The sequence below is a fragment of the Xanthomonas sp. AC360 genome, assembly GCF_979258225.1.
The window spans coordinates 268,907-295,665 of the sequence record NZ_OZ409846.1 but is presented as its reverse complement, the minus strand read 5'-3'; the positions used below and the strand labels follow the sequence as shown (position 1 = coordinate 295,665).

General features: G+C 64.5%; 19 protein-coding genes and 1 riboswitch. Of the genes, 9 read left to right on the top strand and 10 right to left on the bottom strand.

Going from position 1 to position 26,759, the window contains the following annotated elements; translation table 11 throughout:
- The first annotated feature begins 41 nt into the window (after window positions 1–41).
- Complete coding sequence (gene waaA / locus ACZZ0O_RS01195) at window positions 42–1,346, top strand: lipid IV(A) 3-deoxy-D-manno-octulosonic acid transferase (protein ID WP_463591994.1); 1,305 nt, start codon at window positions 42–44, stop codon at window positions 1,344–1,346.
- Between the two features lie 559 nt (window positions 1,347–1,905).
- Here waaA and ACZZ0O_RS01190 read toward each other — a convergent pair.
- From ACZZ0O_RS01190 to ACZZ0O_RS01180, 3 genes are all read right to left on the bottom strand, one after another.
- Window positions 1,906–3,288 (bottom strand): TolC family outer membrane protein, encoded by a 1,383-nt coding sequence (locus ACZZ0O_RS01190; RefSeq protein WP_463591993.1) that lies wholly within the window; start codon window positions 3,286–3,288, stop codon window positions 1,906–1,908.
- Window positions 3,289–3,308: 20 nt separating this feature from the next.
- Complete coding sequence (locus tag ACZZ0O_RS01185; RefSeq protein WP_463591992.1) at window positions 3,309–3,965, bottom strand: protein-L-isoaspartate O-methyltransferase family protein; 657 nt, start codon at window positions 3,963–3,965, stop codon at window positions 3,309–3,311.
- A gap of 128 nt (window positions 3,966–4,093) precedes the next feature.
- The gene (locus ACZZ0O_RS01180; RefSeq protein WP_463591991.1) at window positions 4,094–4,747 is read right to left on the bottom strand and encodes a TetR/AcrR family transcriptional regulator; all 654 of its coding nucleotides are present in this window, start codon (window positions 4,745–4,747) and stop codon (window positions 4,094–4,096) included.
- Window positions 4,748–5,072: 325 nt separating this feature from the next.
- Between ACZZ0O_RS01180 and ACZZ0O_RS01175 the strand changes: the two genes are divergently transcribed.
- Together ACZZ0O_RS01175 and ACZZ0O_RS01170 are read left to right on the top strand one after the other, a co-directional pair.
- Window positions 5,073–8,084, top strand: coding sequence for a two-component regulator propeller domain-containing protein (locus tag ACZZ0O_RS01175; RefSeq protein ID WP_463591990.1), 3,012 nt, complete (start codon window positions 5,073–5,075; stop codon window positions 8,082–8,084).
- A 98-nt stretch (window positions 8,085–8,182) separates the two neighbouring features.
- Window positions 8,183–8,464, top strand: coding sequence for a hypothetical protein (locus tag ACZZ0O_RS01170; RefSeq protein WP_463591989.1), 282 nt, complete (start codon window positions 8,183–8,185; stop codon window positions 8,462–8,464).
- Window positions 8,465–8,500: 36 nt separating this feature from the next.
- Here the strand turns inward: ACZZ0O_RS01170 and ACZZ0O_RS01165 are convergent, their stop codons facing one another.
- Window positions 8,501–9,379, bottom strand: coding sequence for a LysR family transcriptional regulator (locus tag ACZZ0O_RS01165; RefSeq protein ID WP_463591988.1), 879 nt, complete (start codon window positions 9,377–9,379; stop codon window positions 8,501–8,503).
- A gap of 122 nt (window positions 9,380–9,501) precedes the next feature.
- On the opposite strand from ACZZ0O_RS01165, the gene leuC reads away from it, so the two are divergent.
- Genes leuC through leuB form a run of 4 tightly spaced genes read left to right on the top strand, consistent with a single transcriptional unit; the run spans window position 9,502 to window position 13,541 of the window.
- Window positions 9,502–10,941, top strand: coding sequence for a 3-isopropylmalate dehydratase large subunit (gene leuC, locus ACZZ0O_RS01160; protein ID WP_463591987.1), 1,440 nt, complete (start codon window positions 9,502–9,504; stop codon window positions 10,939–10,941).
- Between the two features lie 59 nt (window positions 10,942–11,000).
- Window positions 11,001–11,648 (top strand): 3-isopropylmalate dehydratase small subunit, encoded by a 648-nt coding sequence (leuD, locus tag ACZZ0O_RS01155; protein ID WP_463591986.1) that lies wholly within the window; start codon window positions 11,001–11,003, stop codon window positions 11,646–11,648.
- Window positions 11,645–12,430 carry a class I SAM-dependent methyltransferase gene (locus ACZZ0O_RS01150; protein ID WP_161961685.1) on the top strand — a complete coding sequence of 262 codons (786 nt, stop codon included), beginning with the start codon at window positions 11,645–11,647 and terminating at the stop codon, window positions 12,428–12,430. The genes leuD and ACZZ0O_RS01150 overlap by 4 nt, the downstream gene beginning before the upstream one ends.
- A 37-nt stretch (window positions 12,431–12,467) precedes the next feature.
- The gene (leuB, locus tag ACZZ0O_RS01145) at window positions 12,468–13,541 is read left to right on the top strand and encodes a 3-isopropylmalate dehydrogenase (RefSeq protein WP_311238517.1); all 1,074 of its coding nucleotides are present in this window, start codon (window positions 12,468–12,470) and stop codon (window positions 13,539–13,541) included.
- Between the two features lie 770 nt (window positions 13,542–14,311).
- Here the strand turns inward: leuB and ACZZ0O_RS01140 are convergent.
- The 5 genes from ACZZ0O_RS01140 to ilvC all read right to left on the bottom strand — a co-directional run bounded on the left by ACZZ0O_RS01140 (window position 14,312) and on the right by ilvC (window position 20,088).
- Window positions 14,312–15,874 carry a 2-isopropylmalate synthase gene (locus ACZZ0O_RS01140; protein WP_115528854.1) on the bottom strand — a complete coding sequence of 521 codons (1,563 nt, stop codon included), beginning with the start codon at window positions 15,872–15,874 and terminating at the stop codon, window positions 14,312–14,314.
- Window positions 15,871–16,989 (bottom strand): threonine dehydratase, encoded by a 1,119-nt coding sequence (locus ACZZ0O_RS01135; RefSeq protein WP_055848436.1) that lies wholly within the window; start codon window positions 16,987–16,989, stop codon window positions 15,871–15,873. Before ACZZ0O_RS01135 ends, ACZZ0O_RS01140 begins: the two co-directional genes overlap by 4 nt.
- A 90-nt stretch (window positions 16,990–17,079) precedes the next feature.
- The gene (locus ACZZ0O_RS01130; protein WP_055848439.1) at window positions 17,080–17,337 is read right to left on the bottom strand and encodes an ACT domain-containing protein; all 258 of its coding nucleotides are present in this window, start codon (window positions 17,335–17,337) and stop codon (window positions 17,080–17,082) included.
- On the bottom strand, window positions 17,321–19,042 hold the full coding sequence (gene ilvG / locus ACZZ0O_RS01125) for an acetolactate synthase 2 catalytic subunit (RefSeq protein WP_463591985.1): 1,722 nt from the start codon (window positions 19,040–19,042) through the stop codon (window positions 17,321–17,323). Before ilvG ends, ACZZ0O_RS01130 begins: the two co-directional genes overlap by 17 nt.
- Before the next feature lie 44 nt (window positions 19,043–19,086).
- Entirely contained in the window at window positions 19,087–20,088 is a 1,002-nt protein-coding gene (ilvC, locus tag ACZZ0O_RS01120) for a ketol-acid reductoisomerase (protein WP_115528851.1), read from the bottom strand.
- 644 nt (window positions 20,089–20,732) lie between these two features.
- Here ilvC and ggt point away from each other — a divergent pair.
- Both ggt and ACZZ0O_RS01110 read left to right on the top strand, forming a co-directional pair.
- A complete protein-coding gene (gene ggt, locus ACZZ0O_RS01115; protein WP_055850281.1) occupies window positions 20,733–22,442 on the top strand; it encodes a gamma-glutamyltransferase in 1,710 nt (569 codons plus the stop codon).
- A 79-nt stretch (window positions 22,443–22,521) separates the two neighbouring features.
- Window positions 22,522–24,360: a methyl-accepting chemotaxis protein gene (locus tag ACZZ0O_RS01110; RefSeq protein WP_323537715.1), complete on the top strand. Its 1,839-nt coding sequence runs from the start codon at window positions 22,522–22,524 to the stop codon at window positions 24,358–24,360.
- Window positions 24,361–24,372: 12 nt separating this feature from the next.
- Here ACZZ0O_RS01110 and ACZZ0O_RS01105 read toward each other — a convergent pair whose 3' ends face one another.
- A complete protein-coding gene (locus ACZZ0O_RS01105; protein WP_463591984.1) occupies window positions 24,373–26,343 on the bottom strand; it encodes a S9 family peptidase in 1,971 nt (656 codons plus the stop codon).
- Window positions 26,344–26,616: 273 nt separating this feature from the next.
- Window positions 26,617–26,714, top strand: a riboswitch (TPP riboswitch).
- Window positions 26,715–26,759 lie beyond the last annotated feature (45 nt).

The window sequence follows — 26,759 nt, the reverse complement described above, 5'->3', positions numbered from 1 at the left end:
GTGCACATGCGCACGTGCAGGCGCTCCCGTATCCTGCACACATGCGGAAAGACCCGATCGAATGGCTGTTGCGCGGGCTGTACTCGGCGCTGCTCTACCTGTTGTTGCCGGTCACGGTTTACCACCTGGTGTGGCGCGGTTTTCGCGTGCGCGAATACTTCAACCGCTGGAACGAGCGCTATGCGTCGTACACGCATGCCTGCGGCCGCCCGCGGGTGTGGGTGCATGCGGTGTCGGTGGGCGAGGTCAATGCCGCCGCGCCGCTGGTCAACGCCTTGCGCGCGCAACGCCCGGATATCCGCTGGGTCATCACTACCATCACGCCCACCGGTTCCGAGCGCGTGCGCGCGGTGTGGGGCGATGCGGTCGACCATGTGTATCTGCCGTACGACGTGCCCGGCAGCGTGGGGCGGTTTCTGGAACATTTTCGCCCGCGGCTGGCGCTGATTCTGGAAACCGAGCTATGGCCGAACATGTTGTTCGGTTGCCGCGACCGCCAGATTCCGCTGTACATCCTCAACGCACGTTTGTCGGCGCGCTCGTTACGCGGTTACCGCGTGCTGGCGCCCTTGATCAGCCGCGCGTTGCGCACGGTGACCTGCGTGGCGGCGCAGTCGCAGGACGATGCGGAGCGCTTCATCACCCTTGGCGCGCGCCCGGACCAAGTGGTGGCGCTGGGCAATCTCAAATTCGATATCGCCGCCCCCGAACAATTACAGGCCCTGGTCGCGCAGTTCCGTACCCATGTGCCGGCCACGCGGCCGGTGTGGATTGCCGCCAGCACGCATGAGGGCGAAGAGGCGGCGGTGGCCGATATCCATGCGCAGTTGCTGGTGCAGTTTCCGGACCTGCTGCTGCTGTGGGCGCCACGCCATCCTGAGCGGTTTCCAAAGGTCGAGGCGTTGGCGCGCGAGCGCGGTTGGCGCGTGGCGACACGCAAAGCGCAGCAGTGGCCACAAGCGCACGATACGGTCTTCGTCATCGATACCTTGGGCGAGCTGATGAGTTTTTATGCATGCGCGCAGGTCGCTTTCGTCGGTGGCAGCCTGCAGCCGATCGGCGGGCACAATTTGCTTGAACCTGCGGCGGTTGGCACGCCGGCAGTGACCGGCCCGCATCTGCATAATTTCTCGGAAATTTCGCGGCGCATGCGCGAGGCCGATGCGGTCGCGATCTGCGAGGACGCCGACTGTGTTTATCGTGATCTCGAACGTTTGCTGTCCGACCCAGCGCAGCGCGACGCGATGGCAGCCGCAGGCCTGGCATTGGTCGCCAATGGCAAGGGCGCAGTGGCGCGCACGCTGGTGCAGATCGCGCCTGATTTGCCGCCGGTGGTGGAGTCTTGAAAGATCTAACTGCGTGCGTGCTGCATCGTTGCAGAGAACCTGTTGCAGTCATGCCAAGTCACATCATCAAGCGGTCTTGGAGCGACCAATCAAACGGGGCGATCGCGCGGTCGTTTCGTTAGCCGCTTTTTGGCGTCATCTGGAGAGTCTCAAGCCGCATTGCTCGAGGGCGCGGTGCCTCACCGCTCGCGGGACACGCCGTGCATCCGTCCGTGGGGGCCCGGTGGCGGCATCCATGTCGCCACACGGTCCCGCAAGCGGCGAGGGCGCCGCACCAGACAAGGTGTGGGTTGCTTTGAGAAGAGCTACGCACACCGACTATCTTGATTGGTCCTTGCCCGCCCACCGTCGCGGGTTCTTACGCGGCATGGATGCCGCTACAAGGACCTACTTGCGGCGCGTCCCGCGATGGCGGGCGGCACGGGCCCTCCAGCCAAGCGGCAGATCACCCGCTGATGCGGCAGTCATCGCAGGTATCGCACGCAGCCAGGTACGCGCTTGCATCGGACATAAAAAAGGCGGGCCTTCGCCCGCCTTTTTAGTGACCTATCCGCTCGCTTTACTGCAGCGAGCCGCTGCCCTGCAGCCTGGCTTCGGCATCTTGCGACAGCAGGCGATTCACATCCTGCAGGTCGGTGATGTCGAGCTTGCCGATGGCCTGGCCGAGCAGTAGGCGGTTTTGCAGGAAGGTATAGCGCGACTGCGCGTAATTGAGCTGCGCCTGGAACAGGGTGCGCTGGTTCTGCACCACGTCCAGCACGGTGCGCGTGCCGACTTCCAGACCGACCTGCGAGGCATCGTAGGCGGCTTGCGCGGAGACCACTGCCAAACGGCGCGCTTCCACTTCGCTGATACCGGCGACCACGGTCTGATAGGCATTGCGCGTATTGCGGTCCAGCGCACGCTTCTGCTGCTCGTAGGTGTCCTGTTGGATATCGCGACGCGACAGTGCCTGACGCACGGCCGACTGCGTCGCACCGCCGGCGAAGATCGGGATCGACAGCGTGATGCCGATCGAATCGGTATCGATATCGCGGCCCGCGGTGGTGAAGTTACCTGCGGCCTGATCGACCGTGCCCTGGCCGCCCCAACTATTGCTGCGACCGATATTGGCGCCCAGGCTCAAGGTGGGGTAATGGCCGGCACGCGCCGCATTGACCTGCGCCTCGGCTGCACTGACCTGCAGCTGCTGCGCCTTCAGCGCCGGGTTGTCGGCGATGGCGGCGGATACCAGCTGATCGACGTTGCTGTAAGCAGCCGGCACTTCCGGGCGGAAGTCTTCCGGCAGCGCACGCAGGCCGACTACCGGTTGGCCGGTCAGTTCGGTCAACGCCTGGTAGTAATCCTTCAGCGTATTGCGTGCGTTGATGCTGTCGGCACGCGCCTGGTCGTACTGCGCGCGGGCTTCGTGCACGTCGGTGATCGGCGCCAGGCCTACTTCCAGGCGCTTGTCGGCGTAGTCGAACTGCTTCTTGGCCGCCGCTTCGTTGGTTTCTGCCGCCGCCAGCGACTCGATACCGACCAGCACCTGAAAATACGCCGCCGAGGTGCGGGTGATCAGGTCGTTGTTGGCCGATGCCAACGTGAAGTCTGCGGCCTTGGCCACTTCGCGCTGCGCACGCAGGTTGGCGAACTGCGCCCAGTTGAAGATGGTCTGGCTGCCCTGAACCGTGTACTGCCGCTGCTTGGTGGTGGAGCGACCATCCACGCCTTCCAGCTCGCGATGTGCCTGGGTGTAGCCGGCGCTACCGTCCAGCTGTGGCAACAGCGCCGCACGCGCCTGCACCTGCCCCTCCCGATTCACCAGCCGCGTGGACTCGGCCACGGCTAGCTGCGGGTCGCCGTTGCGGGCCATTTCATAGACCTGCAGCAGATCGGTGGCATGCGCTGCCATCGGTGACAGGGCGGCGGCCAGGGCCAGGGCGAGGGATCGGCGGATCATCGGGGAAGCTTCCTTGGGAATCAGAATTGGAATCGGGGCGTCGGTGTGGCGCCCTGGAGATAAGCGAGATCGGTTTCGAATAACGATTCGATGCGCGGAGCGTTGACGTCGCCACGCACCAGGACCGCTTCCATCACCGGTGCGTGACCGCGCACCACAAACAACCGGCCGTTCGGGCGCAACCACTGCAGCCACTGCGTCGGCAGCGTATCGACCGCGCCGGTCACGCAGATGGCATCGAAACGACGCTCGCTCTGCCAGCCGAACACGTCGGCAGTTTCGGTGCGCACATTGCTGCCCACACCGGTGCTATCCAGATTGGCGCGTGCTGCCGCTGCCAGTGCCGGATCGATCTCCAGGCTGACCACTTCGCGCGCGAGTGCGGCCAGGCAGGCGGTGGAAAAACCGCTGCCGGTGCCGATTTCCAGCACGTCTTCGCCCGGCTGCAGATCCAGCGCCTGCAACATCCGGCCTTCTACTACCGGCTTCATCATCTTGTGACCGGCCGACAGCGGAATTTCCACGTCGACATAGGCCAGGGTCTTGTAGGCCTCCGGCACGAAGGCTTCGCGCGGCAGGCGCGCCAGCACGTCGAGCACGCGCAGGTCCAGCACGTCCCACGGCCGGATCTGCTGTTCGACCATCTTTTCGCGGGCCTGGGTGAAATCGATCGTCATGGTGCGGTTATCCAACGCGGTGGGGCGAACATTTTACCGGTGCACGGAGCAACTGGCGCATCTAGCATCGCTGGGCGCCGGCCGCTGGCGCAGTGCCGGAAGTCATCGCCACCAAAGGCCCGGGGCGATCAAAGGGGCGCATACGCCCTCAAAAAGAAGTCCACGCTGGACTGAATGTGCTCATCCACCTGCGCGCGGGTGGGCTGGCCATGCAGGCCGCACATCATCAAGGCATACAGCTCGCCCTTGAGCAGGCAGAAGAATTGCGAGGCCGCGCGCGCCAGATCGGCGATGTCGAGCTGGCCGTCGGCCACACGCGCCGACAGGAAATCCGCCAATGCCTGTTGGGTTCGCTTGGGGCCGGCTTCCCAGAACATTTCGCGCACATGCACATCGCCGGTGCCGGGCGCCATCATCATGCGGTGGGTGGAAATGGCCGACTCGGTGCTGACCATGGCAAAGAACGCATGCGCGATTTCGACCAACTGGTCGCGCAGCGCACCCTCGGGCGCGTGGTCGAACAGGTCGTCCGGCATCATCTGCTGGCATTGCGCACGGATCGCCTCGGAAAACAGGCTCTCCTTGTCGCCAAAGTGGCTGTAGACGGTGAGCTTGGAGACGCCGGCCTGGGCAGCGATGCCATCCATGCTGACCCCGGCATAGCCTAGCTCCATGAACAGGGCGCGGGCAGCACCCAGGATGGCGGCACGTTTCCCAAGATCCTTGGGACGCCCAGGGCCGTTGCTCTTGGCCTTGGACTTGAGGGGGGGCGAGCTGGACATACGGTCAATACTAGACCATCGGGTTCTATATTTATACTCGACGGCCTGAATGCATCAGCGCGCGGGTGCTTCAACTGGTCGAACCTGGGAGCGACCGAGGCAACGGACTACGCCGCGGCGAAGCGACGACACGGTGGGCGCAATGCCCAACCGCCATGCAGATGATGATGGGCATTCATTGTTTCAGTTGAATGCTCCCGGTGTCATGGTTGGCCCGGCAGCTGTGGGGAATCCACCTAGGGCGGCCCGAAAACCCCGGTGATAGATTGCCTCAGGCCTGTCGGTACATACCGGCACGCATGGTCAGCGGGCACGGATGAGGGGAATGGGGAACGTGGACGGGGTCGGGGCGCAGACGCATGCAAGCTGCGTTCGCAGCACACGCGTGCTGCGGGCGGCCCTTGTGTGGCTGTGGTTTGGGCTGTGTTGCGGGGTTCTGGGACTGTCCCAGGCTGGCGCACAGGCGCTCGATCACACCGCCTATCACACCGTCACGCGCTGGAACATGGACGACGGCCTGCCGCACAACCTGGTGCACGCCGTAGCCCAGGGCGAAGACGGGCTGATCTGGGTGGGCACCTGGGAAGGCGTGGCGCGCTTCAACGGCCGCGATTTCACCGTGTACGACCGCCAGAACACGCCGGGCGCCGAATTGGGCGGCGTCTTCGTGGTGGTGCGCGACAGCACCGGCGGCATGTTGTTCGGCACCGCGTTCGACGGGGTCTATCACTATCAGGACGGCCACTGGCAGCAGCTGGGGGACGCTACGGCGCGCCATCTGGCGGTCAGCGCACTGTTGCGTCGTGCCGACGGCGCCCTGTGGGTGGGCACGCCGCAGACGCTGTATCGGCTCGAAGCGAATGGGCGCCTGGTCGACGTCGGGCGTCAGACCGACCTGCCACGCGCACGCATCACCGCGTTGTCGGCCGACGACACTGGCGATCTGTGGGTGGGCACGGAGGTCGGGTTGTACCGTCTGCCCCGCAATGGCGGCGCCGCCGAGGCCTGGGGAACAATGCATGGCATGCAGGCGGTGCCGGTGCGCCGGCTTGCCAGCGATCGCCAGGGCGGCTTGCTGGTCGCCGGCGATGACGGTGTGTGGTGGTGGAGTCGCGGCGGCGGGCTGCAGCGTTTTCGCCAGGGGCAGCGGGTCGATGCGCTGCTACTGGATCGGCGCGGGCATCTGTGGATGAGCATGCCCACCGGTACGTTGGTGGTGCACAGCGGGGTGGCCGTGCCGGACGAGCAGATTTCGATCACCGGCGTCGCCAGCCCGGCATTGCTGGAAGATGCCGAAGGCCTGATCTGGGTCGGCAGCACGCATGGCCTGTTCCGGATTGCCGAAGGCGCCGCGCATGGTGTGACCCATGAGGACGGCCTTGCCTCCGATTACGTGCGCACCGTGTTGCAGACCAGCAACGGCACCGTGTGGGTGGGCAGCGCGGTGGGTCTGGACCGTTGGCGCGACGATCAGATCAGCCGCATATCGCTGTCGCCGGCCGAAGGCGGCCGCGTGCTGGAGCAGTCGGTGTTGTCGCTGGCCGATGCCGGTGACGGCGGGGTCTGGGCGGGTACCTACAGTCAGGGCGTGCTGCGGCTGGATGCGCAAGGGAAGGTGCTGGTGCGCATCGGCGCGGGCGATGGCCTGCCGTCGTTGTCGGTGCGCGCGGTGCTGCCCGATGGCGACGATCTGTGGATCGGCACCACCGGCGGGTTGGTGTGCTGGCGGCATGGCAAGGCGCGCCGCTACACCGCCGCCGATGGCGTGCCCGACGGCTCGGTGCAGGCGCTGTATCGCGACACGCAGGGCATCATCTGGATCGGCACCGATCGCGGTATGACCGGGCTGTCGCCGGGCGGCAGCACGCGGGCGTGGCTGGGCGAACAGGACTTCCCCGGGCAGAACGCCTTCGACTTTTTGCGCGATGCCGGTGGCGATCTCTGGATCGCCAGCGATCGCGGCTTGCTGCGCCTGCAGGGCGACCACTTCCGCGTCTACGACCATCGCGTCGGATTGCCACGCGACAAGGTGTTCCGCGTGATCGACGATGGCCACGGCTATCTGTGGTTATCCAGCAACCACGGCGTCTTCCGCATCGCGCGCAACGACTTCGACCAGATCGATGCCGGTACCCGCGAACAATTGAGTGTGGAGGTTGTGGACCGCAGCGATGGCATGCCCAGCAATCAAGGCAATGGCAGCAGCGCCCCCGCCGGCTGGCTGACACAGGCCGGGCAGTTGTTGTTTCCCACCTCGGCCGGGCTGGGCGTGATCGATCCGGCGCGTGTCGGCACCTTGCAAGGCCATCGCGTGCCGATCGTGTTCGAGCGCCTGCTGGTCGACGGCATGGTGCAACCGTTGAGCGGCCCGCACCAGCTCGGCGCAGAGACCCGCCGCATTGCAATCACCTATGCCGGCCTGAATTTCCGTGGCCCGGACAAGGTGCGTTACCGCTATCGCCTGGACGGCTTCGACCCGGATTGGGTGGATGCCGACAACGCAACCGAGGCGGTGTACACCAACCTGCCGCCGGGCCGTTTTCGCTTCCGCGTGCAGGCGATGTCGCTGCCGGTGGATTGGCGTCAGACCGCGCTGCTGGGGGAATCCAGTCTGGTCATCGCGTTGGCGCCGCCCTGGTGGCGCCGTGGCGAAGTCATCGCATTGGGCATCCTTGCGCTGGCGAGCCTGATCTACGGATTTTATCTGTGGCGCACGGCCAGCTATCGGCGCAGCCAGCGCCAACTCAATACCGTGATCGATAAGCGCACCCGCGAACTGAGCGACAAGAATCTCGCGCTGCAACAGGCCAGCCAGGAGCGCGAAGCCTTGATGCGCCAGCTGGAATACCGCGCCAGCCACGATGTGCTGACCGCATTGCCCAACCGGCGCGAAGCCGAGCGCGTGCTGCAGCAATGGTTCGACGATGCGCGTAGCGGTGGTGCCGCGCTGGCGCTGGCCTTGATGGATATCGACCACTTCAAGCACATCAACGACGAGTATGGCCATGACGTCGGCGATGCGGTATTGAGCGCGCTGGGCGAGGCATTGAGCGACCAGGATCAGGCGCAGTGCTTCGCTGCGCGCCATGGCGGCGAAGAGTTTCTGCTGGCGGCTACGGGACTGGATGCCGTGCAGGCGCGCGCGCTGTTCGAACGCATGCGGCAACGTCTTGCGGCAATCGACGTCGATGCGCAAGGCATCACGGTGCGGTGCACCGCCAGCATGGGTATGGCGATGAGCGATGAAGCGCCGACCCGACGCGAATTGCTCGCGTTGGCAGACCGTCGGCTGTATCAGGCCAAGCGGCAGGGGCGCGATCGATTGGTTGATCGGTAGTGCGATGGCACGGTGGTGCGTTGAAGACTGCGCTGTGACACCGGTGCGTAAGTTTCAGGCGCGTGGTGGTGTATCGAATCGTGAAGGCTAGAGAACTTATGTTGCTGCTATGGATGGTGCTTACTTATTTCGCAATCTTGGGTCTGAACGCTGTGCTCAACAAGGCGGATTTTCGCCGGAGTCCGGAAAAGGGCGAGCGTTACAAAGTGTTGCCACTGCCTGACAAGTGGTGTTGCTGGTTCGGTGTGATTCCGCTCTGCGTTCGCACGATTTTTTGGCATGGCGCACTGTTTCTTCCTGTCTTGATTGTCTGGGCTGTGTTGGAGGGTGCTTGTATTCGTTGGTACCAAAAGGCCGGGCTATTGCCGCGCAATGATTGAGCGTTCAACAACCCATTCGAGGTTGTCTCGGGCGCCCTAAGGCCGCTCCGCCTGCGCCTGCAACAACGCAACAAACGCCTGTGCCGCACGCGACAAGGTGCGTCCGCCATGCGTGACGCATCCCAGTTCACGCGATAGCGCCACATCGGCCAGCGGTAGCGCCACGATCTGGTGATCGATCATGCGTTCGGGCAGGACGCTCCACGCCAGCCCCACCGAGACCAGCATCTTGATCGTCTCCAGATAGTTGGTAGTCATACGCAGGTGCGGCACCAGGCCGCGCTCGGCAAACAGGCCGGCGACGATGCGATGGGTAAACGTGCCGGGGTCGGGTAGCACCGCCGGATGTGCCACCACATCGTCCAGCGTCACCTTGCGCAATGCGGCCAACGGGTGGTCGGGGGCCACCACGCATTGCAGGCGGTCGTGCCAGATCGGTTGCGCACGCAGCGGTGCACGCGTGTCCGGCGCCAACGTCGTCACCGCCAGTTCCACCTCCCCGCGCAGCACCGCCGCATAGGCCAGTTCAGAATCCAGAAACTGGATGTCCAATGCGGCCTGCGGGTGTTGCGCGGCGAAGTTGCGTAGCAATGCAGGAAGCCGGTGCAGGCCGACGTGGTGGCTGGTGGCTAGACTCAAGCGCCCGCCAACCGACGCGCCCAGGTGCTCCAGCACACGGCGCGTGTCTTCCAGTTCGGCAAGGATGCGTTGGGCGCGCGGCAACAAGGCTTGGCCGGCCTCGGTCAGCACCACCTGGCGGCCCAGGCGGTCGAACAGCCGTGCCGACAATTGCCCCTCCAGCAAGGCGATGCGTTTGCTCACCGCAGGCTGGGTGAGATGCAGCGCTTCACCGGCTGCCGAAAAGCTGCCGCTGTCAGCAATTGCGACGAAAGCGCTGAGACTCGCCAGATCCATGCCATTCCTGAATTTCATTTGTTGAATAAACAATATGAATTTGCGTTATCGAAGGCAAGCTCCTAGCATCGAACGCAGCCAGGTGGTGCACCCACCAACCGCCACTCCATCGGATCGCCGCGATGACTGCCAAGACCCTGTACGACAAATTGTGGGACCTGCATGAGGTCACGCGCCGCGACGACGGTTCGTCGCTGATCTATATCGACCGCCACATCCTGCATGAAGTGACCTCGCCGCAAGCCTTCGAAGGACTGCGACTGGCCGGCCGCAAGCCGTGGCGCATCGACGCCAACATCGCCACACCCGACCACAACGTGCCGACCACGCGCGCCGAGCGGCAGGGCGGCCTGGAGTCGATCAGCGATGAAGTGTCGCGCCTGCAGGTACAGACCCTGGACGAGAACTGCGACGACTTCGGCATCCTCGAGTTCAAGATGAACGATGCGCGCCAGGGCATCGTGCATGTGGTCGGCCCCGAGCAGGGCGCCACCTTGCCGGGCATGACCGTGGTCTGCGGCGATTCGCACACCTCCACGCATGGCGCGTTCGGCGCGCTGGCGCACGGCATCGGTACCTCCGAGGTCGAACATGTACTCGCCACGCAGTGCCTGATCGCCCAGAAGATGAAGAACATGCAGGTGCGTGTCGACGGCACGCTGCCGTTCGGCGTGACTGCCAAAGACATTGTGCTGGCGGTGATCGGCAAGATCGGCACGGCCGGTGGCAACGGGCACGCCCTGGAATTTGCCGGGAGTGCCATTGAAGCGCTGTCGATGGAAGGGCGCATGACCATCTGCAACATGTCCATCGAAGCCGGTGCGCGCGTGGGCATGGTGGCGGTGGACGACAAGACGATCTCCTACGTCAAAGGTCGCCCGTTCGCGCCCAAGGGTGCGAACTGGGATGCCGCCGTTGCACTGTGGAGGACGCTGGTCTCCGACCCGGGGGCGCACTTCGACACCGTGGTGGAGATGCGTGCCGAAGACATCAAGCCGCAAGTGAGCTGGGGCACCTCGCCGGAAATGGTGCTGGCGGTGGATCAGCAGATACCTGACCCGGCAGCCGAACAAGACCCGACCAAGCGCGACTCGATCGAGCGCGCGCTCAAATACATGGGCCTGAAGGCCAATCAGTCGATTACCGACATCCGCCTGGACCGAGTGTTCATTGGCTCGTGCACCAACTCGCGCATCGAAGACCTGCGCGCCGCCGCCGCAGTGGCCAAGGGCCGCAAGGTGGCGTCCACGATCAAGCAGGCGCTGGTGGTGCCGGGCTCGGGTCTGGTCAAGGCGCAGGCCGAGTCCGAAGGCCTGGACAAGATCTTTCTGGAGGCCGGTTTCGAATGGCGCGAGCCGGGTTGCTCGATGTGTCTGGCGATGAATCCGGACAAGCTCGGCAGCGGCGAGCATTGCGCTTCCACTTCCAATCGCAATTTCGAAGGCCGCCAGGGCGCCGGCGGCCGCACCCACCTGGTCAGCCCGGCGATGGCTGCAGCGGCGGCGGTGAGTGGTCATTTTGTCGATGTGCGTGAGCTGCAGGGAATCGAGAATCGGGAATAGGGAATCGCCACGCCCCGTTTCGCTCTTCCTATTTCCCACTCCCAATTCCTGGCCTTTCTATGACTCCTTTCACGCAACACACCGGACTGGTGGCGCCGCTGGATCGCGCCAATGTCGATACCGACCAGATCATTCCCAAGCAATTCCTCAAGTCGATCAAGCGCACCGGCTTCGGTCCGAACCTGTTCGACGAATGGCGCTATCTGGATATCGGCGAGCCTGGGCGCGATAACAGCCAGCGGCCGATCAACCCGGAGTTCGTGCTCAATTTCCCGCGCTATCAAGGCGCCAGCGTGTTGCTGACACGCAAGAATTTCGGCTGCGGTTCCTCGCGTGAACATGCGCCTTGGGCGTTGGACGAATACGGGTTTCGTGCGGTGATTGCCCCGAGCTTTGCCGACATCTTCTTCAACAACAGTTTCAAGAACGGCCTGCTGCCGATTGTGCTGACCGAAGCAGAAGTCGACGCCTTGTTCGAGCAATGCTTTTCCACCGAGGGCTATCAACTCACCGTGGATCTGGCCGCACAACGCGTGCGCCGCCCCGATGGCGTGGAGTACAGCTTCGAGGTCGATGCATTCCGCAAACACTGTCTGCTCAACGGGCTGGACGACATCGGCCTGACCTTGCAGGACGCCGATGCAATCGGCCGCTTCGAACAAGGCCATCGTATGCGCCAACCGTGGTTATTCGGCGCATTGCAGTGAACGCGATTGCCAACACCGCCGATACGGGGGCGCTGGGCGAACATGTCGCTGCGCAGTTCGGGCCGCAGGCGCACGCGTATCTGCAGAGCGACGTGCATGCGCAAGGCGCCGAGTTCGCCGAGCTCCGCGCTGGCCTAGCGGGTCATCGCAATGGGCGATTGCTCGACCTTGGCTGCGGTGCCGGGCATGTGAGTTTCCAGCTGGCGCCGTTGATGGCCGAGGTGGTGGCCTACGATTTGTCTGCCGATATGCTCACCGTCGTGGCGGCCACCGCCGCCGAGCGTGGGCTGACGCAGGTGCGCACTGTGCAAGGTGTTGCCGAGCGCTTGCCGTTCGAGACCGGTAGCCTGGATGCAGTGGTCAGCCGCTACTCGGCGCATCACTGGAGCGACGTGGGCCAGGCACTGCGCGAAGTGCGGCGCGTGTTGCGTCCCGGCGGCGTTGCCGCCTTTATCGATGTGGTCGCGCCGGGGTTGCCATTGCTGGACACGCACCTGCAGGCGATCGAGGTGTTGCGCGATACCAGTCATGTGCGCGACTACAGTGTTGCGCAGTGGTTGCAGATGCTGGGCGATGCCGGTTTGCAGGTGCAGCGTCATCATTGCCAACGGCTACAGCTGGACTATCTGAGCTGGGTCGACCGCATGCGCACGCCCGAGGTGTTGCGCGCAGCCATTCGCGGGTTGCAGGACGCGGCGGTAGACGAAGTACGCGATTACTTTCAGATTGCAGCCGATGGCTCCTTCAGCAGTGACGTGCTGGTGGTATGGGCAGCACGTTGATTTTCAGGTTGCTACGGCACCAACTCACGAGGATTGCATGAGCAAGCAGATTTTGATTCTTCCTGGCGACGGCATCGGCCCGGAGATCATGGCCGAAGCGGTCAAGGTGTTGACGCGGGTCGACGCACAACATGGCCTGGGTTTCAGCCTGGTGTACGACGAACTGGGTGGTGCGGCCTACGACAAGTACGGCAGCCCGCTAGCCGACGAAACGCTGGAGCGCGCGCGCGCTGCCGACGCGGTGCTGCTGGGCGCCGTGGGTGGGCCGCAATGGGACAGCATCGATCCGTCGCTGCGCCCGGAGCGTGGTTTGCTCAAGATCCGCTCGCAGCTGGGTTTGTTCGCCAACCTGCGTCCAGCGTTGTTGTATCCGCAGTTGGCCGATGCCTCCACGCTCAAGCCGGAGGTTGTTGCGGGACTGGATCTGCTGATCCTGCGCGAGCTCACCGGCGGCATCTACTTTGGCCAGCCGCGCGGCAATCGCACGCTGGAAAATGGCGAGCGTCAGGCCTACGACACCTTGCCCTACAGCGAAAGCGAGATTCGTCGCATCGCCAAGGCCGGTTTCGAGATGGCGCGTTTGCGCGGCAAGAAACTGTGCTCGGTCGACAAGGCCAACGTGTTGGCCTCCAGCCAGTTGTGGCGCGCGGTGGTGGAAGAAGTCGCCAAAGACTATCCGGACATCGCGCTATCGCATATGTATGTGGACAACGCGGCCATGCAATTGGTGCGCGCGCCCAAGCAGTTCGATGTGATCGTGACCGACAACATGTTCGGCGACATTCTGTCCGACCAGGCGTCGATGCTCACCGGCTCGATCGGCATGCTGCCTTCGGCCTCGCTGGATGCCAACAGCAAAGGCATGTACGAGCCGTGTCACGGCTCGGCGCCGGATATCGCAGGGCAGGGCATCGCCAATCCGCTCGCCACCATCCTGTCGGTGGCAATGATGCTGCGCTACACCTTCGCACAGGCTGCCGCTGCGGATGCGATCGAGAAGGCCGTCGGCAAGGTGCTCGACCAGGGCCTGCGTACCGCCGACATCTGGTCAGAAGGCACGACCAAGGTTGGCACGGTCGCGATGGGTGATGCGGTGGTTGCTGCGCTGTAAAGCGTTGGTTGGATGTATCGTTTTGTCGAACGTACTGGCGGTCATCGTCCTGTTTGGGAGATGGCCGCTTTCGTTTTTGCGGGGTCCATCGGTGCGTGCCGCCGCATCCGGTGTCGGGACACGCCGTGAATCCGTCCGTGGAGCCTCAGTGGCGGCATCCATGCCGCCACATGGTCCCGACCCCGGAGACGACACCGCGCTATGAATTTCATTGCTGTGTATCGAAAAGCGCCAGAATCTGCCGCGTTGGCTAACGCCGTCATTGAACGCAATATTTCCGTATGCGGCATGGATGCCGCATAAGCGCCTATAGGACGTACTTGCGGCGTGTCCTACGGCCGCGCGCGTGCAAGCGCCCCTCAGTAAATCTTTGCTTCCGCCCGGAACTGACAGACTTCGTGTGTCGATATGCCGGTGGTGCCGTGCCGTCTCCGGTGTCGGGACACGCCGTGAATCCATCCGTGGGGCTCAGTGGCGGCATCCATGCCGCCACGTGGTCCCGACCCCGGAGACGACACCGTGCTTTCGATTTCATTGCTGCGGATCGAAGAGCAAAAACACATTGCATGTCGGTGCCAGCACAAGATTGAACAACCACGAATTAAGCGTTAACAGCGAGTGGGGCAAGGCTGAAGACGAAACCAAAAGCCAAAAGCCAAAAGCCAAAAGTCAAAACCCAAAAACCAAAACCCAAAGCCCAAAAACCAAAACGGCCAGCAGATCGCTCCGCTGGCCGTCAGGTCTGTTGCAAACTGTCAGTCGGTGCGGCGTTACGCCACCGCAGCCGTCTTGCCAGCAACCACGCCGCGCTCGCGTTGGCGCAACAGTCGGTTGGCTACATCCAGCCAAGCGAGTGCGCTGGCCTCGATGATGTCCTTGCTGGTGCCGGTGCCTTCGTACTCCACACCGTCGTGGCGCACGCTCAGGCTGGCTTCGCCGCGTGCATCCGCACCGATGCCCACGCTGTGCACCTGGTAGCTGTCCAGCTCCAGCTTCACGCCGGTGGCGGACGCCAATGCACCGAACAGCGCATCAACCGGGCCATTGCCCTGCGCGGTTTCCGCCACACGATTGCCATCCGGGTCGGACAGTTCGACCAACGCGTTCGCGCGGCTGCCGACGTCACTGATGGTCATCGAGGCCAGGCGGTAGCCTTCCTGCACGGTGGCGTCCTGCATCAATGCCTGCAGATCTGCATCGGTGACCACGCGCTGCTTCTCGCACAGGGCCTTGAATTGTTCGAAGACCAGCTTGACCTCTTCCTCTTCCAGCAGATACCCCAGCGCACGCAGGCGCTGCTCGACTGCTGCGCGGCCACTGTGGCGGCCCAGCACCATCTGTGACGATTCCCAGCCCACATCTTCCGGGCGCATGATTTCGTAGGTGCCGCGGTGACGCAGCATGCCGTGCTGGTGGATGCCCGATTCATGTGCAAAGGCGTTGCCGCCGACCACGGCCTTGTTGCGCTGCACCGGCATGCCAACCAGGCGCTGCAATAACTGCGAGGTCGACACGATGCGCGGTGTGTTGATCTCCGAATCGATGTTGTAGAACGCACCGCGCACCTTCAGCGCCATGGTGATTTCTTCCAGCGCACAGTTGCCGGCGCGCTCGCCGATGCCGTTGACGGTGCATTCCACCTGACGCGCGCCGCCTTCGATGGCCGCCAGCGAATTAGCCACCGCCAGGCCCAGATCGTTGTGGCAGTGCGCGCTGAAGATCACTTTGTCGGCACCTTCCACGCTGGCGATCAGCCGCGCGAACATGCCGCGGATTTCTTCCGGCGTGGTAAAGCCCACCGTGTCGGGCAGGTTGATCGTGGTGGCCCCTGCCGCAATCGCCACACGGGTGACTTCGGCCAGGAAATCTTCTTCGGTACGGGTGGCGTCTTCGGCAGAAAACTCCACGTCATCGATATAGCCGCGCGCCAGCGTCACGTGCTTGTGTACCGACTCCAGCACCTGCTCGCGGCTCATGCGCAGCTTGTGCTCGCGGTGCAGCGGGCTGGTGGACAGGAACACATGCAGGCGCGGGTTGGCTGCAGCTTCCAGCGCCTTTGCCGAGGTTTCGATATCGGCCTGCAGGCAGCGCGACAACACCGCCAGGGTGGGGCGGCGCAGCTCGCGGCCGATCATCGCGATAGCTTCGCGGTCGGAGTGCGAGCTGGCCGGGAACCCGGTTTCGATGATGTCCACGCCGAGTTCGTCCAGCGCGCGCGCCATGACCAGCTTTTGCTGGGGCGTCATGCTGCAGCCGGGGGATTGCTCGCCGTCGCGCAGGGTGGTGTCGAAAATTCGGATACGCGGGGTCTGGTTGGATACGGTCGTGTTCACCAGGAAGACTCCTCTACGGCGATGGCGGTGACAGGCGTTGAAGCGACTGCGGATGGGCGGGAAAGAGCGGGTGTTTGGGGTGGAGGCTTGACGCTGCGTTCGTTGCGAAGTCGCTCGGTATTGCGACGCCGCGGTTTGCGTGGCGGACGCGGCCGCACCTCGGACAAGAGTGCGGCCAAAACGGTTGCGTCGATATTACCGCCAGAGACCACCGCACATTTGCGTTTGCCTGCAACACGGCGACCGGCGGCCAATGCCAGGGCGCCAGCGCCTTCGGCGATGACGTGTTCTTCCAGTGCCAGACGCACCAAGGTTTCGCGGAGTTCGGCTTCACGCACGATCACTACATCGTCGAGCAGGCTCGCGCACAGGCGGCGAGTCAGGAAGCCGGGAATCTTGACCTTGACGCCGTCGGCCAGCGTGGCGACGGGGGTGATTTCACGGAAGTCGCCGCGCACCGCACGCGCCATCGAATCGACGCCCTCGACCTGCGCGCCAACAATGCGCACGCCTTGCGACTTCAACGCCAGCGCCACGCCGGAGGCCAGGCCGCCGCCACCGATCGGCACGATCACCACATCCGGTGCGTGCGCGGCCAGTTCGATGCCGACCGTGCCTTGCCCGGCAATCACGTCCGGGTCGTCGAAGGCCGACAGGAAGCGATAGCCGTTCTGGTCGGCCAGCTCGCGTGCAAACGCAAACGCTTCGTCATAGCTGTTGCCGTGTTGCCGCACGGTGGCGCCCCAGTGCGCGACGCCGGCGATCTTGGTTTGCGGTGCGCCGTACGGCATCACCGTGATGGCCTGCACGCCGAGCCGATACGCCGACCACGCCACACCTTGCGCATGGTTGCCGGCCGAGGCGCAGATCACCGGACGCTCGTCGCCGCGTTCCAGCCCCGCCAGCAGTGCGTTCAGTGCGCCGCGCACCTTGTAGGAGCCGGTGCGCTGCAGGTTTTCCAGCTTCAGCCACACGCCGAAACGCTCGGCGTAGTGCAGTGGCGTCGGCGACAAATATTTGCGCAGACGTGCCTGTGCGGCCAGCACGTCGGCCACGCTGACGGCCACGTCGCTTACGTCTGGTTCCTGCGAAGAGGAGCGGCCGGAATCAGGCATTGCGGCACGCGCGCGGCCGATCCGGAAGAAGACACCTCCGGATGGCAGTCTGATGGTCGCGCGAAGTCTGCATGCCCGAGGTCTGGGTGGTCATGCGGCCGCCTCGACCGTTTCCAGCGCCGTGATCACCACCGACTCGCAGTCGTAGACCTTTTCCAGCTGCAGGCGCAGTGTTTCCGGAGGCCGGCTGCTGTCCACGTCCAGCTGCAAATGCCAGCGCCCGGCATCGTCGGGCGCGGCAGCGCCCTGGATGGCGCACGGGCGAAACCCGCGGCGCTCGGTCATGCCGATCACGCGCACCAATGCGCCTTCGGCCGGCTTCAGCACCAGGTCAAGCCGGTAACGCATGTGTCGTCTCCTTGACCGCGTGTGCGGGATTGCTGTCCAGCATGGTGCTGTTGGCGTTATTGGGCGGCACCAGCGGCCACACGTTGGCGCGTGCGTCGATGGCCACATGCAGCAGGCCGGGGCCCGGCTGGGCCAGCAACTCCGCCAGCGCTGCATCGACATCGCCGCGCGCGATGATGCGCTTGGCCGGAATACCGAACACTTGCGCCAGCGCGGCGAAATCCGGGTTGTCGGACAGATCGATCTCGCTGTAGCGCTCGGCGAAGAACAATTCCTGCCACTGCCGCACCATGCCCAGCGAGCTGTTGTCGAGCAGCACAATCTTCACCGGCAGCTTGCAGCGCGCAATGGTCACCAGCTCCTGCACGTTCATCATGAAGCTGCCGTCGCCGGAGACCAGCACCACGGTGCGCTCGGGACAGGCGAACTGCGCGCCCATCGCCGCTGGCAGGCCGAAGCCCATGGTGCCGAGCGCGCCACTGGTGAGGTGATTACGCGGATCGTTGAAGCGGCAATGCTGGGCCACCCACATCTGATGCTGCCCCACATCGCAGGCGATGATGGTGTCGGGCGGGGCCACTTCGCTCAGGCGCTTCAGCAGCGCCGGTGCGTAGATATCGGTACCGGGCGCGTCGTAACGCGCACCGAATTTTTCGCGATTGGCGAAGCAGCGTGTCCGCCATGCCTGGCAGTTGCCGCGTGCTGCACTCAACGCCTTGAGACTGGTTGCCACATCGCCAGGTACAGCGATATCGGCAGTGCGCAGCTTGGAAATTTCATACGCATCGGCATCCAGATGGATGACACGCGCAAACGGTGCGAACTCACTCAACTTGCCAGTGGCGCGGTCGTCGAAACGGGCGCCGACTACCACCAATAGATCGCATTCCTGGATCGCCATATTGGCGGCCCGCGTGCCGTGCATGCCCAGCATCCCCAGGTAATCCGGATGCGCGTGCGGCAACGCACCCAGCCCGCGCAAGGTCAGCGCGGTCGGGATGCCGGTGGCTTCGACAAAGCGCCGGAATGCCTCCACCGCATCGGCCAACGCGATCCCGCCACCGCCGTACACCACCGGGCGCTCGGCGCTGGCGATGGCTGCCAGCGCGTCGGCCAGTTTCGCGTCCGACGGTGCCGGCGGCGGCAGCACTGCGGCCGGCACATGCTCGGGCAGATGCGAGGCATCGGCGATCTGCACGTCCTTCGGCAAGTCGATCAACACCGGGCCCGGGCGACCTTCGCGCGCGATGCGAAACGCATCGCGCACGATCTCCGGCAACTGGTCCACGCTGCGCGCCAGAAAACTGTGCTTGACGATCGGCATGGTCATGCCGAACACGTCCAGTTCCTGGAACGCATCGGTGCCCAGCAAGGGCGTCGCGACCTGGCCGGTCAGGCACACCATCGGCACCGAATCGAGCATCGCGTCTGCGATGCCGGTGACCAGATTGGACGCGCCCGGGCCGGAGGTCGCCACGCACACGCCCACCTTGCCGCTGGCACGGGCGTAGCCGTTGGCGGCGAGGGCGGCGCCCTGTTCGTGACGGACCAGGATGTGCTTGAGCCTGGAATCCACCAGGGCGTCGTAGAACGGCATGATGGTGCCGCCCGGATAACCGAACAGCGTTTCCACGCCCTCGGCTTCCAGGGCCTGCGTCAGCCAGCGCGCGCCATTGCGGGGCGTGCTGTGTGCGGAGGTATTCATGCGTTGCGAACCTTCGGTGTTAAGCGGTGGGGGATGCGGCGGCGTTATGCCGCTTGTTGATTCGCCGGTGCGGCAGCGGCTTGCTGTTCGCCGTTGAGCCAGACCATCTTTGCGCGCAGTTTCTTGCCCACTTCCTCGATCGGGTGCTCCAGGTCGGCCTGCTTGAACTTGGTGTAGTTCGGCAGACCGGCTTCGTATTCGGCCACCCAGTTCTTGGTGAAGGTGCCGTTCTGGATGTCCGTCAGCACGTCCTTCATGCGCGCCTTGGTGCTGGCGTCGATCACGCGCGGGCCGCTGACATAGTCGCCGTATTGTGCGGTTTCGGACACAAATTCCAGCATGCGGGTGATGCCGCCTTCGTAGAACAGGTCCACGATCAACTTCAGTTCGTGCAGTACTTCGTAATACGCGATTTCCGGCTGGTAGCCAGCTTCCACCAGCACTTCGAAACCGGCCTGTACCAGCGACGAGGCACCGCCGCACAGCACGGCCTGCTCGCCGAACAGATCGGTTTCGGTCTCTTCCTTGAACGTGGTCTTGATGATGTTGGCACGCGCGCCGCCCAGGCCGCCGGCATAGGTCAGCGCAAACTGCTCGGCCTTGCCGCTGGTGTCCTGGTACACCGCATAGATGCACGGCACGCCGCGGCCGATTTCATACTCGCGACGCACCAGCGCGCCCGGGCCCTTGGGCGCAACCAGCACCACGTCCAGATCGGCGCGCGGCTTGATCATGTCGAAATGCACGTTCAAACCATGCGCGAACAGCAGGCAGGCGCCTTGTTTCATGTTCGGCGCGATGACCTCTTCGTAGAGCTTCTTCTGCACCATGTCCGGGGTCAGGATCGCGACCAGGTCGGCGGTCTTCACCGCGTCGGACGGCGCCACCACGGTGAAGCCATCGGCCTGCGCCTTGGATTCGGTCGGGCCACCGGGACGCAGGCCGACGGTGACGTCGAAACCGGAATCGCGCAGGTTCAGCGCATGCGCGCGGCCCTGGCTGCCGTAGCCGATGATCGCGATTTTCGGTTGGGTGTCGTTGCTCATGAAGTAATCCTTGCGGGGTTGGCAGTGGGAAAGAGATCAGCTGGCAGCGCAGACGCTGGTCGGCCGAGCAAAGCGGGGATGAGCGAAAACGCTGCGCATGCAGACGCTTGCAGCAGCGCAATGGCTGGCGCTGATGGAAGACGGTGCGGCGATGTCAGTGATGTCGTTCATGTCATTCGAAACTTTTGGGGGTCCCTGAAACGCGAAACCCCGCGCCGTTGCCGGTGCGGGGTCTGATCGAAGCCTTGTGTGTCTGTTGCTTACACGAAGTCTCGTCCCGCATCGGTTGGCGAGGTAATAAGTACGAGCACGAGAAGCGACGCTGCCAACGCGCCGAAGGGCGCGGACATCAAAGCGTTCGAGGTGGTGGGGCGGTGCGGCATGGACTGAGATAACCATCGCCGCCGGTGAGGTGTCAACCCTTGCGGGTGAAACATCTGTATTGGCAGCATGCGCTCAGCGCGAAGCCGCATGGCAGCAGCATGGTTTCTGCTGAAACCGGATCGGCGGCGTGTCAATAACGCCAACCTGCATCACCAACTGCGCGGTTTTATCGCCTCAGTGCGACCGGGATCGAACGCTGCGACGGAGGCCGCTGTTATGGTTGGTGCTTCATTCGTTTTGTCATGGGGGAGCTCTTGATCATGCGTCGCGTACCCGTCTTATTGGTGTCTGCTCTGGCGCTGCTTGCGCCGCCTCTTGGCGCCGCCGACCGTGTCACCGGACAAGCCTTCGCCACCCGCTCCGAAGTGATCGCCCCGCATGCGATGGCGGCGACCTCGCAACCGCTGGCCACCCAGATCGCGTTGGATGTGATGAAGAACGGCGGTTCGGCGGTGGACGCGGCGATCGCCGCCAATGCGGCGTTGGGCTTGATGGAGCCGACCGGCAATGGGGTGGGTGGGGATCTGTTCGCTATCGTGTGGGATCCCAAGACCAGCAAGCTTTACGGCTACAACGGCTCGGGCCGTTCGCCCAAGTCGCTGACCCTGGCCGAGTTTCAGCGGCGCGGGCTGAAAGACATTCCGCCGACCGGGCCGCTGCCGGTGTCGGTACCGGGCGCGGTGGATGGCTGGTTCGCATTGCACGAGCGTTTCGGGCGCAAGCCGATGGCGCAGAACCTGGCCCCGGCGATCCGCTATGCGCGCGAAGGCCACCCGGTGGCCGAAACCATTGCCTATTACTGGGACCGCTCGGTGCCGCGGCTGTCGCAATACCCAGGCTTCAAGGAGCAGTTCACCATCGACGGGCACGCCCCGCGCAAGGGCGAGCTGTGGAAGAACCCGAACCTGGCCAACACCCTGCAGCAGATCGCCGACGGCGGCCGCGATGCGTTCTACAAGGGGCCGATCGCGCGCACCATCGGCACCTACTTCAAGGCCAATGGCGGCTACCTGAGCTACGAGGACATGGCCAGCCATCAGGGCGAATGGGTGGAGCCGGTCAGCACCAACTACCGCGGCGTTGATGTGTGGGAGCTGCCACCCAATAGTCAGGGCATCGCGGCGTTGCAGATGCTCAACATCCTGGAAGGCTACGATTTTTCCAAGATCCCGTTCGGCTCGGCCGAGCACGTGCATCTGTTCACCGAGGCCAAGAAGCTGGCATTTGCCGACCGTGCGCGCTTCTACGCCGACCCGGCCTTCCAGCCGGCACCGCTGGCCAAGCTGGTGTCCAAGGAGTACGCCGCCCAGCGCCGGTCGCTCATCTCCATGGACAAGGCCTTGAAGGAAGTGCAGCCCGGCACGCCCAAACAACTGGAAGAGGGCGACACCATCTACATGACCGTGGCCGATGCCGACGGCATGATGGTGTCGTTGATCCAGTCCAACTATCGCGGCATGGGCAGCGGCATGGCGCCACCGGGGCTGGGCTTCATCCTGCAGGACCGCGGCGAAATGTTCGTGCTGAAGAAGGACCACCCCAACGGCTACGCGCCGGGCAAGCGGCCGTTCCAGACCATCATCCCGGCGTTCGTCACCAAGGACGGCAAGCCGTGGCTGAGCTTTGGCGTGATGGGCGGGGCGATGCAGCCGCAGGGGCACGTGCAGATCGTGATGAACCTGGTGGACTTTCATATGAATCTGCAGGAAGCCGGCGATGCGCCACGCATCCAGCACGAGGGCTCCACCGAGCCGACCGGCCAGGCCACCGCAATGAGCGACGGCGGCGAGCTCAATCTGGAAACCGGATTCTCCTACGACACCATTCGCGCGTTGATGCGCAAAGGCCACCGGGTGATCTTTGCCGACGGCCCGTATGGCGGCTATCAGGCGATCGCGCGCGACCCGGCCAACGGCGTGTATTACGGCGCCTCGGAAAGCCGCAAGGATGGGCAGGCCGCCGGCTACTGAGCAAGCCGCCACGGATGAGTACGCCGCTCAATTCTGCCCGCCGCGCGCCGCTAATGACACTGATGGTTTAGGAATCCCCATGAGCTCGATGCAATCGCCTGACCTGCCGTCGCACACGCGTGCGGCCCTGCTTCCCGACGCGCCGGTCGCCTTGCTGCGGCTGTCGGCGGAGGCGTGTGTGGTGGCCTGCAACCGCGCCGGCCTGGACGTGCTTGGCAAGACCGCCACTGAATTGGATGGTCTGCCGGCATCCGTGCTGTGGGGATTGAGCGCCACGGATCTGGTTGGCGACGAAGGCGTGTGGGCTGCGCCGGGCGACGACCCGGCCCGGCGCGTGCGTTACGTCCGCGACCGCGAGCACGGCGGCTGGATGCTGTCGTTGCCGCATGTCGAGACCGCCATTTTGTTGCGCGAAGCCACGCGGCTGGCCGACGGTAGCCGCCCGGTGCCGATCTCCCCGCTGTTGCAGCCCTTGGTGGCGCGCCTGCAGGCCGAACACGAAGACCGCACCGTGCTGGAGCGCACCGCGCAGGCGTTGGCTGGCTGCGAACTGGAACTGCTGCTCCCGCCCGGTCTGGCAGACACCGACATGGGGCGCCGGCTGCAGGCCGGCTTCGGCAATCTGGCCGAAGCGATCCGACAGGCAGTGGCGCTGTCGGTGCAGATCGCCGCCGAAGTCCCGCCGTTGGTGGCCGAAAACGACGAGATGGTGCGCCAGTCGCAGGCGCAAACCGAGGCGCTGGACGGCGCACGTACTGCGGTGGAGCGGCTGTCGTCGAGCCTGCAGGACGTCAATACCGAGCTGGCTCAGGTCATCGCGCTGGCCGCCAGCGCCGATGAAAGCGCGCGTCAAGGCGTGGCCGCGGCACACGCGCTGGGCCAGGCCATGCACGAAGTGGAACGCCGCGCGGCACGTGCCGGCGAGGTCATCGAAGTCATCGACTCGGTGGCGTTTCAGACCAATATTCTGTCGATCAACGCCAGTATCGAAGCGGCGCATGCCGGCGCTGCCGGGCGCGGCTTCGCGGTGGTCGCCACCGAGATTCGCCGTCTGGCCGAACGTGCCGCTGCGGCGGCGCGCGATGTGCGCGCGATCCTGGCCGAAACCAGCGCTGCGGTCGGCGAGGGTGCGGCCTCCGCGCGCGGCACCGAGGCGGTGCTCGATGGCATCACCCGCGTGCTCGGGCAGGCCAGTAGCGCGATGACCACGGTGGCCGGGCGCATCCAGGCGCAGGACGGCGAGATTCGCGGCATCGAGCGTGCGGTGGATGGCGTGGTGGCGTTGGGCCGCAGCAATCTGCAGCACGCCGCGCACGTGGCCGAACGCAGCGAAGCGCTGGAACGCGGCACCGAAACCTTGCGCGACTGCGTGGGCCTGTTCCGCCTGCCGGCCGATCCGCTGCAGGTGCCCAGGCACGCGCGCGTCAAGGAACTCGCCGTCGCCACGGCGGGCAAGATCGGTACTGCATTGGCGCAGGCCATCGCGCGTGGGCAGATCGACGAAGCGGCGTTGTTCGCGCGCACCTACACCCCGATTGCCGGTGTGGAGCCGCCCAAGTTCAGCACCGACTTCGACGCGGTGTGCGATCACGTGCTGCCTCCGTTGCAGGAGCCCTTGCTGGATGCGCATCCGTGGATCGTGTTTGCGATCTGCGCCAATCCCGACGGCTACGTGCCTACCCACAATCTCCGTTTCACCCAGCCACTGACCGGCGACCCCAAGCGCGATCTGGTCGGCAACCGCACCAAGCGCAAGTTCTCCGACCGCGTTGGCCGCAGCGTCGGTGCACATACCGACCCATACCGCCTGCAGGTCTACCGCCGCGATACCGGCCAGATCATGTTCGATCTGTCTGCCCCGATCTTCGTCGGCCGCAAGCATTGGGGCGGCCTGCGGGTGGGCTATACGCTGGAGTGACGTGAGCCGGCGTTACTGCGGCGTGGTCGGCGTAGTGCCGCCCGCCGCTGCGGTTGTCGGATTACCCAACTTTTTGGTCAGGAAGCCTTCCAGGGTGCGGTAAAAGGCGATCTGATTGTCGTCCTTGTAAAACCCGTGGCCTTCCTTGGGCACCGCCATCCATTCGGGCGCGTTGCCGCTACGCGTGAGCGCAGCACGCAGGCTCTTGGCCTGGGCAAAGGGTGCGCGCTCATCCTCTTCGCCGTGGACCAACAGCACGGGTGCCTTGATGCGCTCGGCCAGCGAAACCGGCGAGTGCGCGGCAAGCTCGGCTGCGTCGCGGCCGATCACGCGTTGCAGGTAATTGGTGCCGGACGCGCTCTGATTGATATCGCCTTTGGTGTACATCATCTGCAGGTCGTAGATGCCGGCCACCCCCACCGCGCAGCGGAACAGGTCCGGCGCCTTCACCTGCACCATCATCGCCGCGTACGCGCCAAAACTGGCGCCATAGCTGCAGATGCGCGATCGATCGGCCAGGCCCTGGTCAATCGCCCAACGCACGCCATCCACCAGATCGTCCTGGATCTTTTCTCCCCACTGGCGGTGGCCCGCGCGTTCGAAGGCATTGCCGCGGCCGGTGCCGCCGCGATAGTTGACCTGCAGCACCAGATAGCCGCGGCTGGCGAGAAATTGCGCATCGGTATCGAACGCCCAACCGTCGCCGTCGGCATGCGGGCCGCCATGCGGCAGCAGGATCATCGGCAGGGGCGCGCCCTGGCCGGCCGCTGCCGGAACGGTCAGTACGCCGTCCAGCGTCAGCCCGTCGCGAGCCTGGAACCGCACCATGCGCCGCTCGCTCATCAGTGCCGCTGGCAGGGCGCTACGGGCCTTGATGACGAGCTTGAGCGTATTGGTCGGGCGATTGAAGATGTACCAGGCGCCGGCATCGCGGTCGCTATAGGCCTTCAGCAGCACGGCGCTGCCATCTTCGGTGAAGTTGACGAAATCCACGTATTGACCGGCCAAGGTCTCGCTGAGGCTGCGATGCAACTGCGCCGGTGCGCTGTCGGGCGCGACATAGCGCAGCGCGGGCCGGCCCGGTCCCAGTCGGGCCGCGAACGGTGCATAGGGTGCCGGGCTCCATTGCAGATCATCCACGTCGTAGAACGGGTCGGACGCCAGCATGCTGCGCTGCTGGCCGTCCGGATCGCTGGACACCAATGCCGCCGGGCCGCCGGAGACGCTGTACCAGCCATAGACACGACCGGACTGTTCGGCAAACGCAATCGGGCGCCAATTGGCCTGGACCTGCGTCAGCGGTGTCCAGCCGTTGCCGTTGCGGCGGAACAGCAGCGAATTGTCGTCGTCATCGGTGCCGTAGGCGTACTGCGCCACATCATCGTTGTCGAGCACGAACCTCAGGCGCGGCACGTCGATGTCGGCCATCAGCCGGTGGGTGGTGGTGCTCGCGTCCACGTCGTACAGCATCGAATGGCGCGAATCCAGCGACAGCCGCCGCATGTAGAAGTGCCCGTTACGCCGGCTCGGCAGCCCTTCGATGTAGCCGAAGCCGCGCTCCAGCCCCGCATTGCGCGTGCTTTGCTGGTAGCCGTAGACGTAGCGCTGATTGCTGCCATCCAGGTCGGTGGCGATGATCTCGCCCATCGGCACAGGTTCTTCCAGCGAGCCGAGCTTGCGGCCCTTGCCGATCACCAGCCGCCGATCGCTGACCCAGGCAATGCGCACCGGCAACTCGTAGCGCGGCAGGCGCAACATGGTGGTGGATTGCATGTCGGCGATGCGATACACCACCAGCGCGTAGCTGCCATCCCCAAGATCGGCGCTCACCGCCAGGTGCTTGCCGTCCGGCGACATCGCGGGCGAGGAGATCGGGCCGGATTCGACGAATGCTTCCGCCGGTAGCGGCTCGGCCGCTGCGCCAGGTCCCACCGTCCCGATCAGCACTACTGCGATCCACGCACACCGTTGCATCCATTGCATTCGCGTCGTCCATCCCTGTGTTTCACACGACGATAACGAAACGTAGCCGGCGGCTGCAAGTGGCCGATAAAAAATGCCGCCGGAGTACGGCGGCAAGGGAGAGAGAGCAGTTTTCTGGTTGTTGTGCGGCCACGCTAGCCAGCCGATGTGCCGTGAACATGTCTGGGCATGTCAGCTGCACTTCTGCGTTCATCGGGCAGCTTCCGCGCGGCGCGTCAGTGCGGCATGCACGCAACTGCGCATGCTGCCGGTATCGGCGATGTGGTTTAATCGCCGCCGAAGTGGGGGTACCGCAGTGCGCTGCGGTTGAGATAGTCCCTTCGAACCTGATCCGGCTCATACCGGCGTAGGGAAGCTTCGTTAGATGCGAGGGTCCGTGACTGCACGGGCACCTGAGTGTTGAGCGCCGCCGCTTC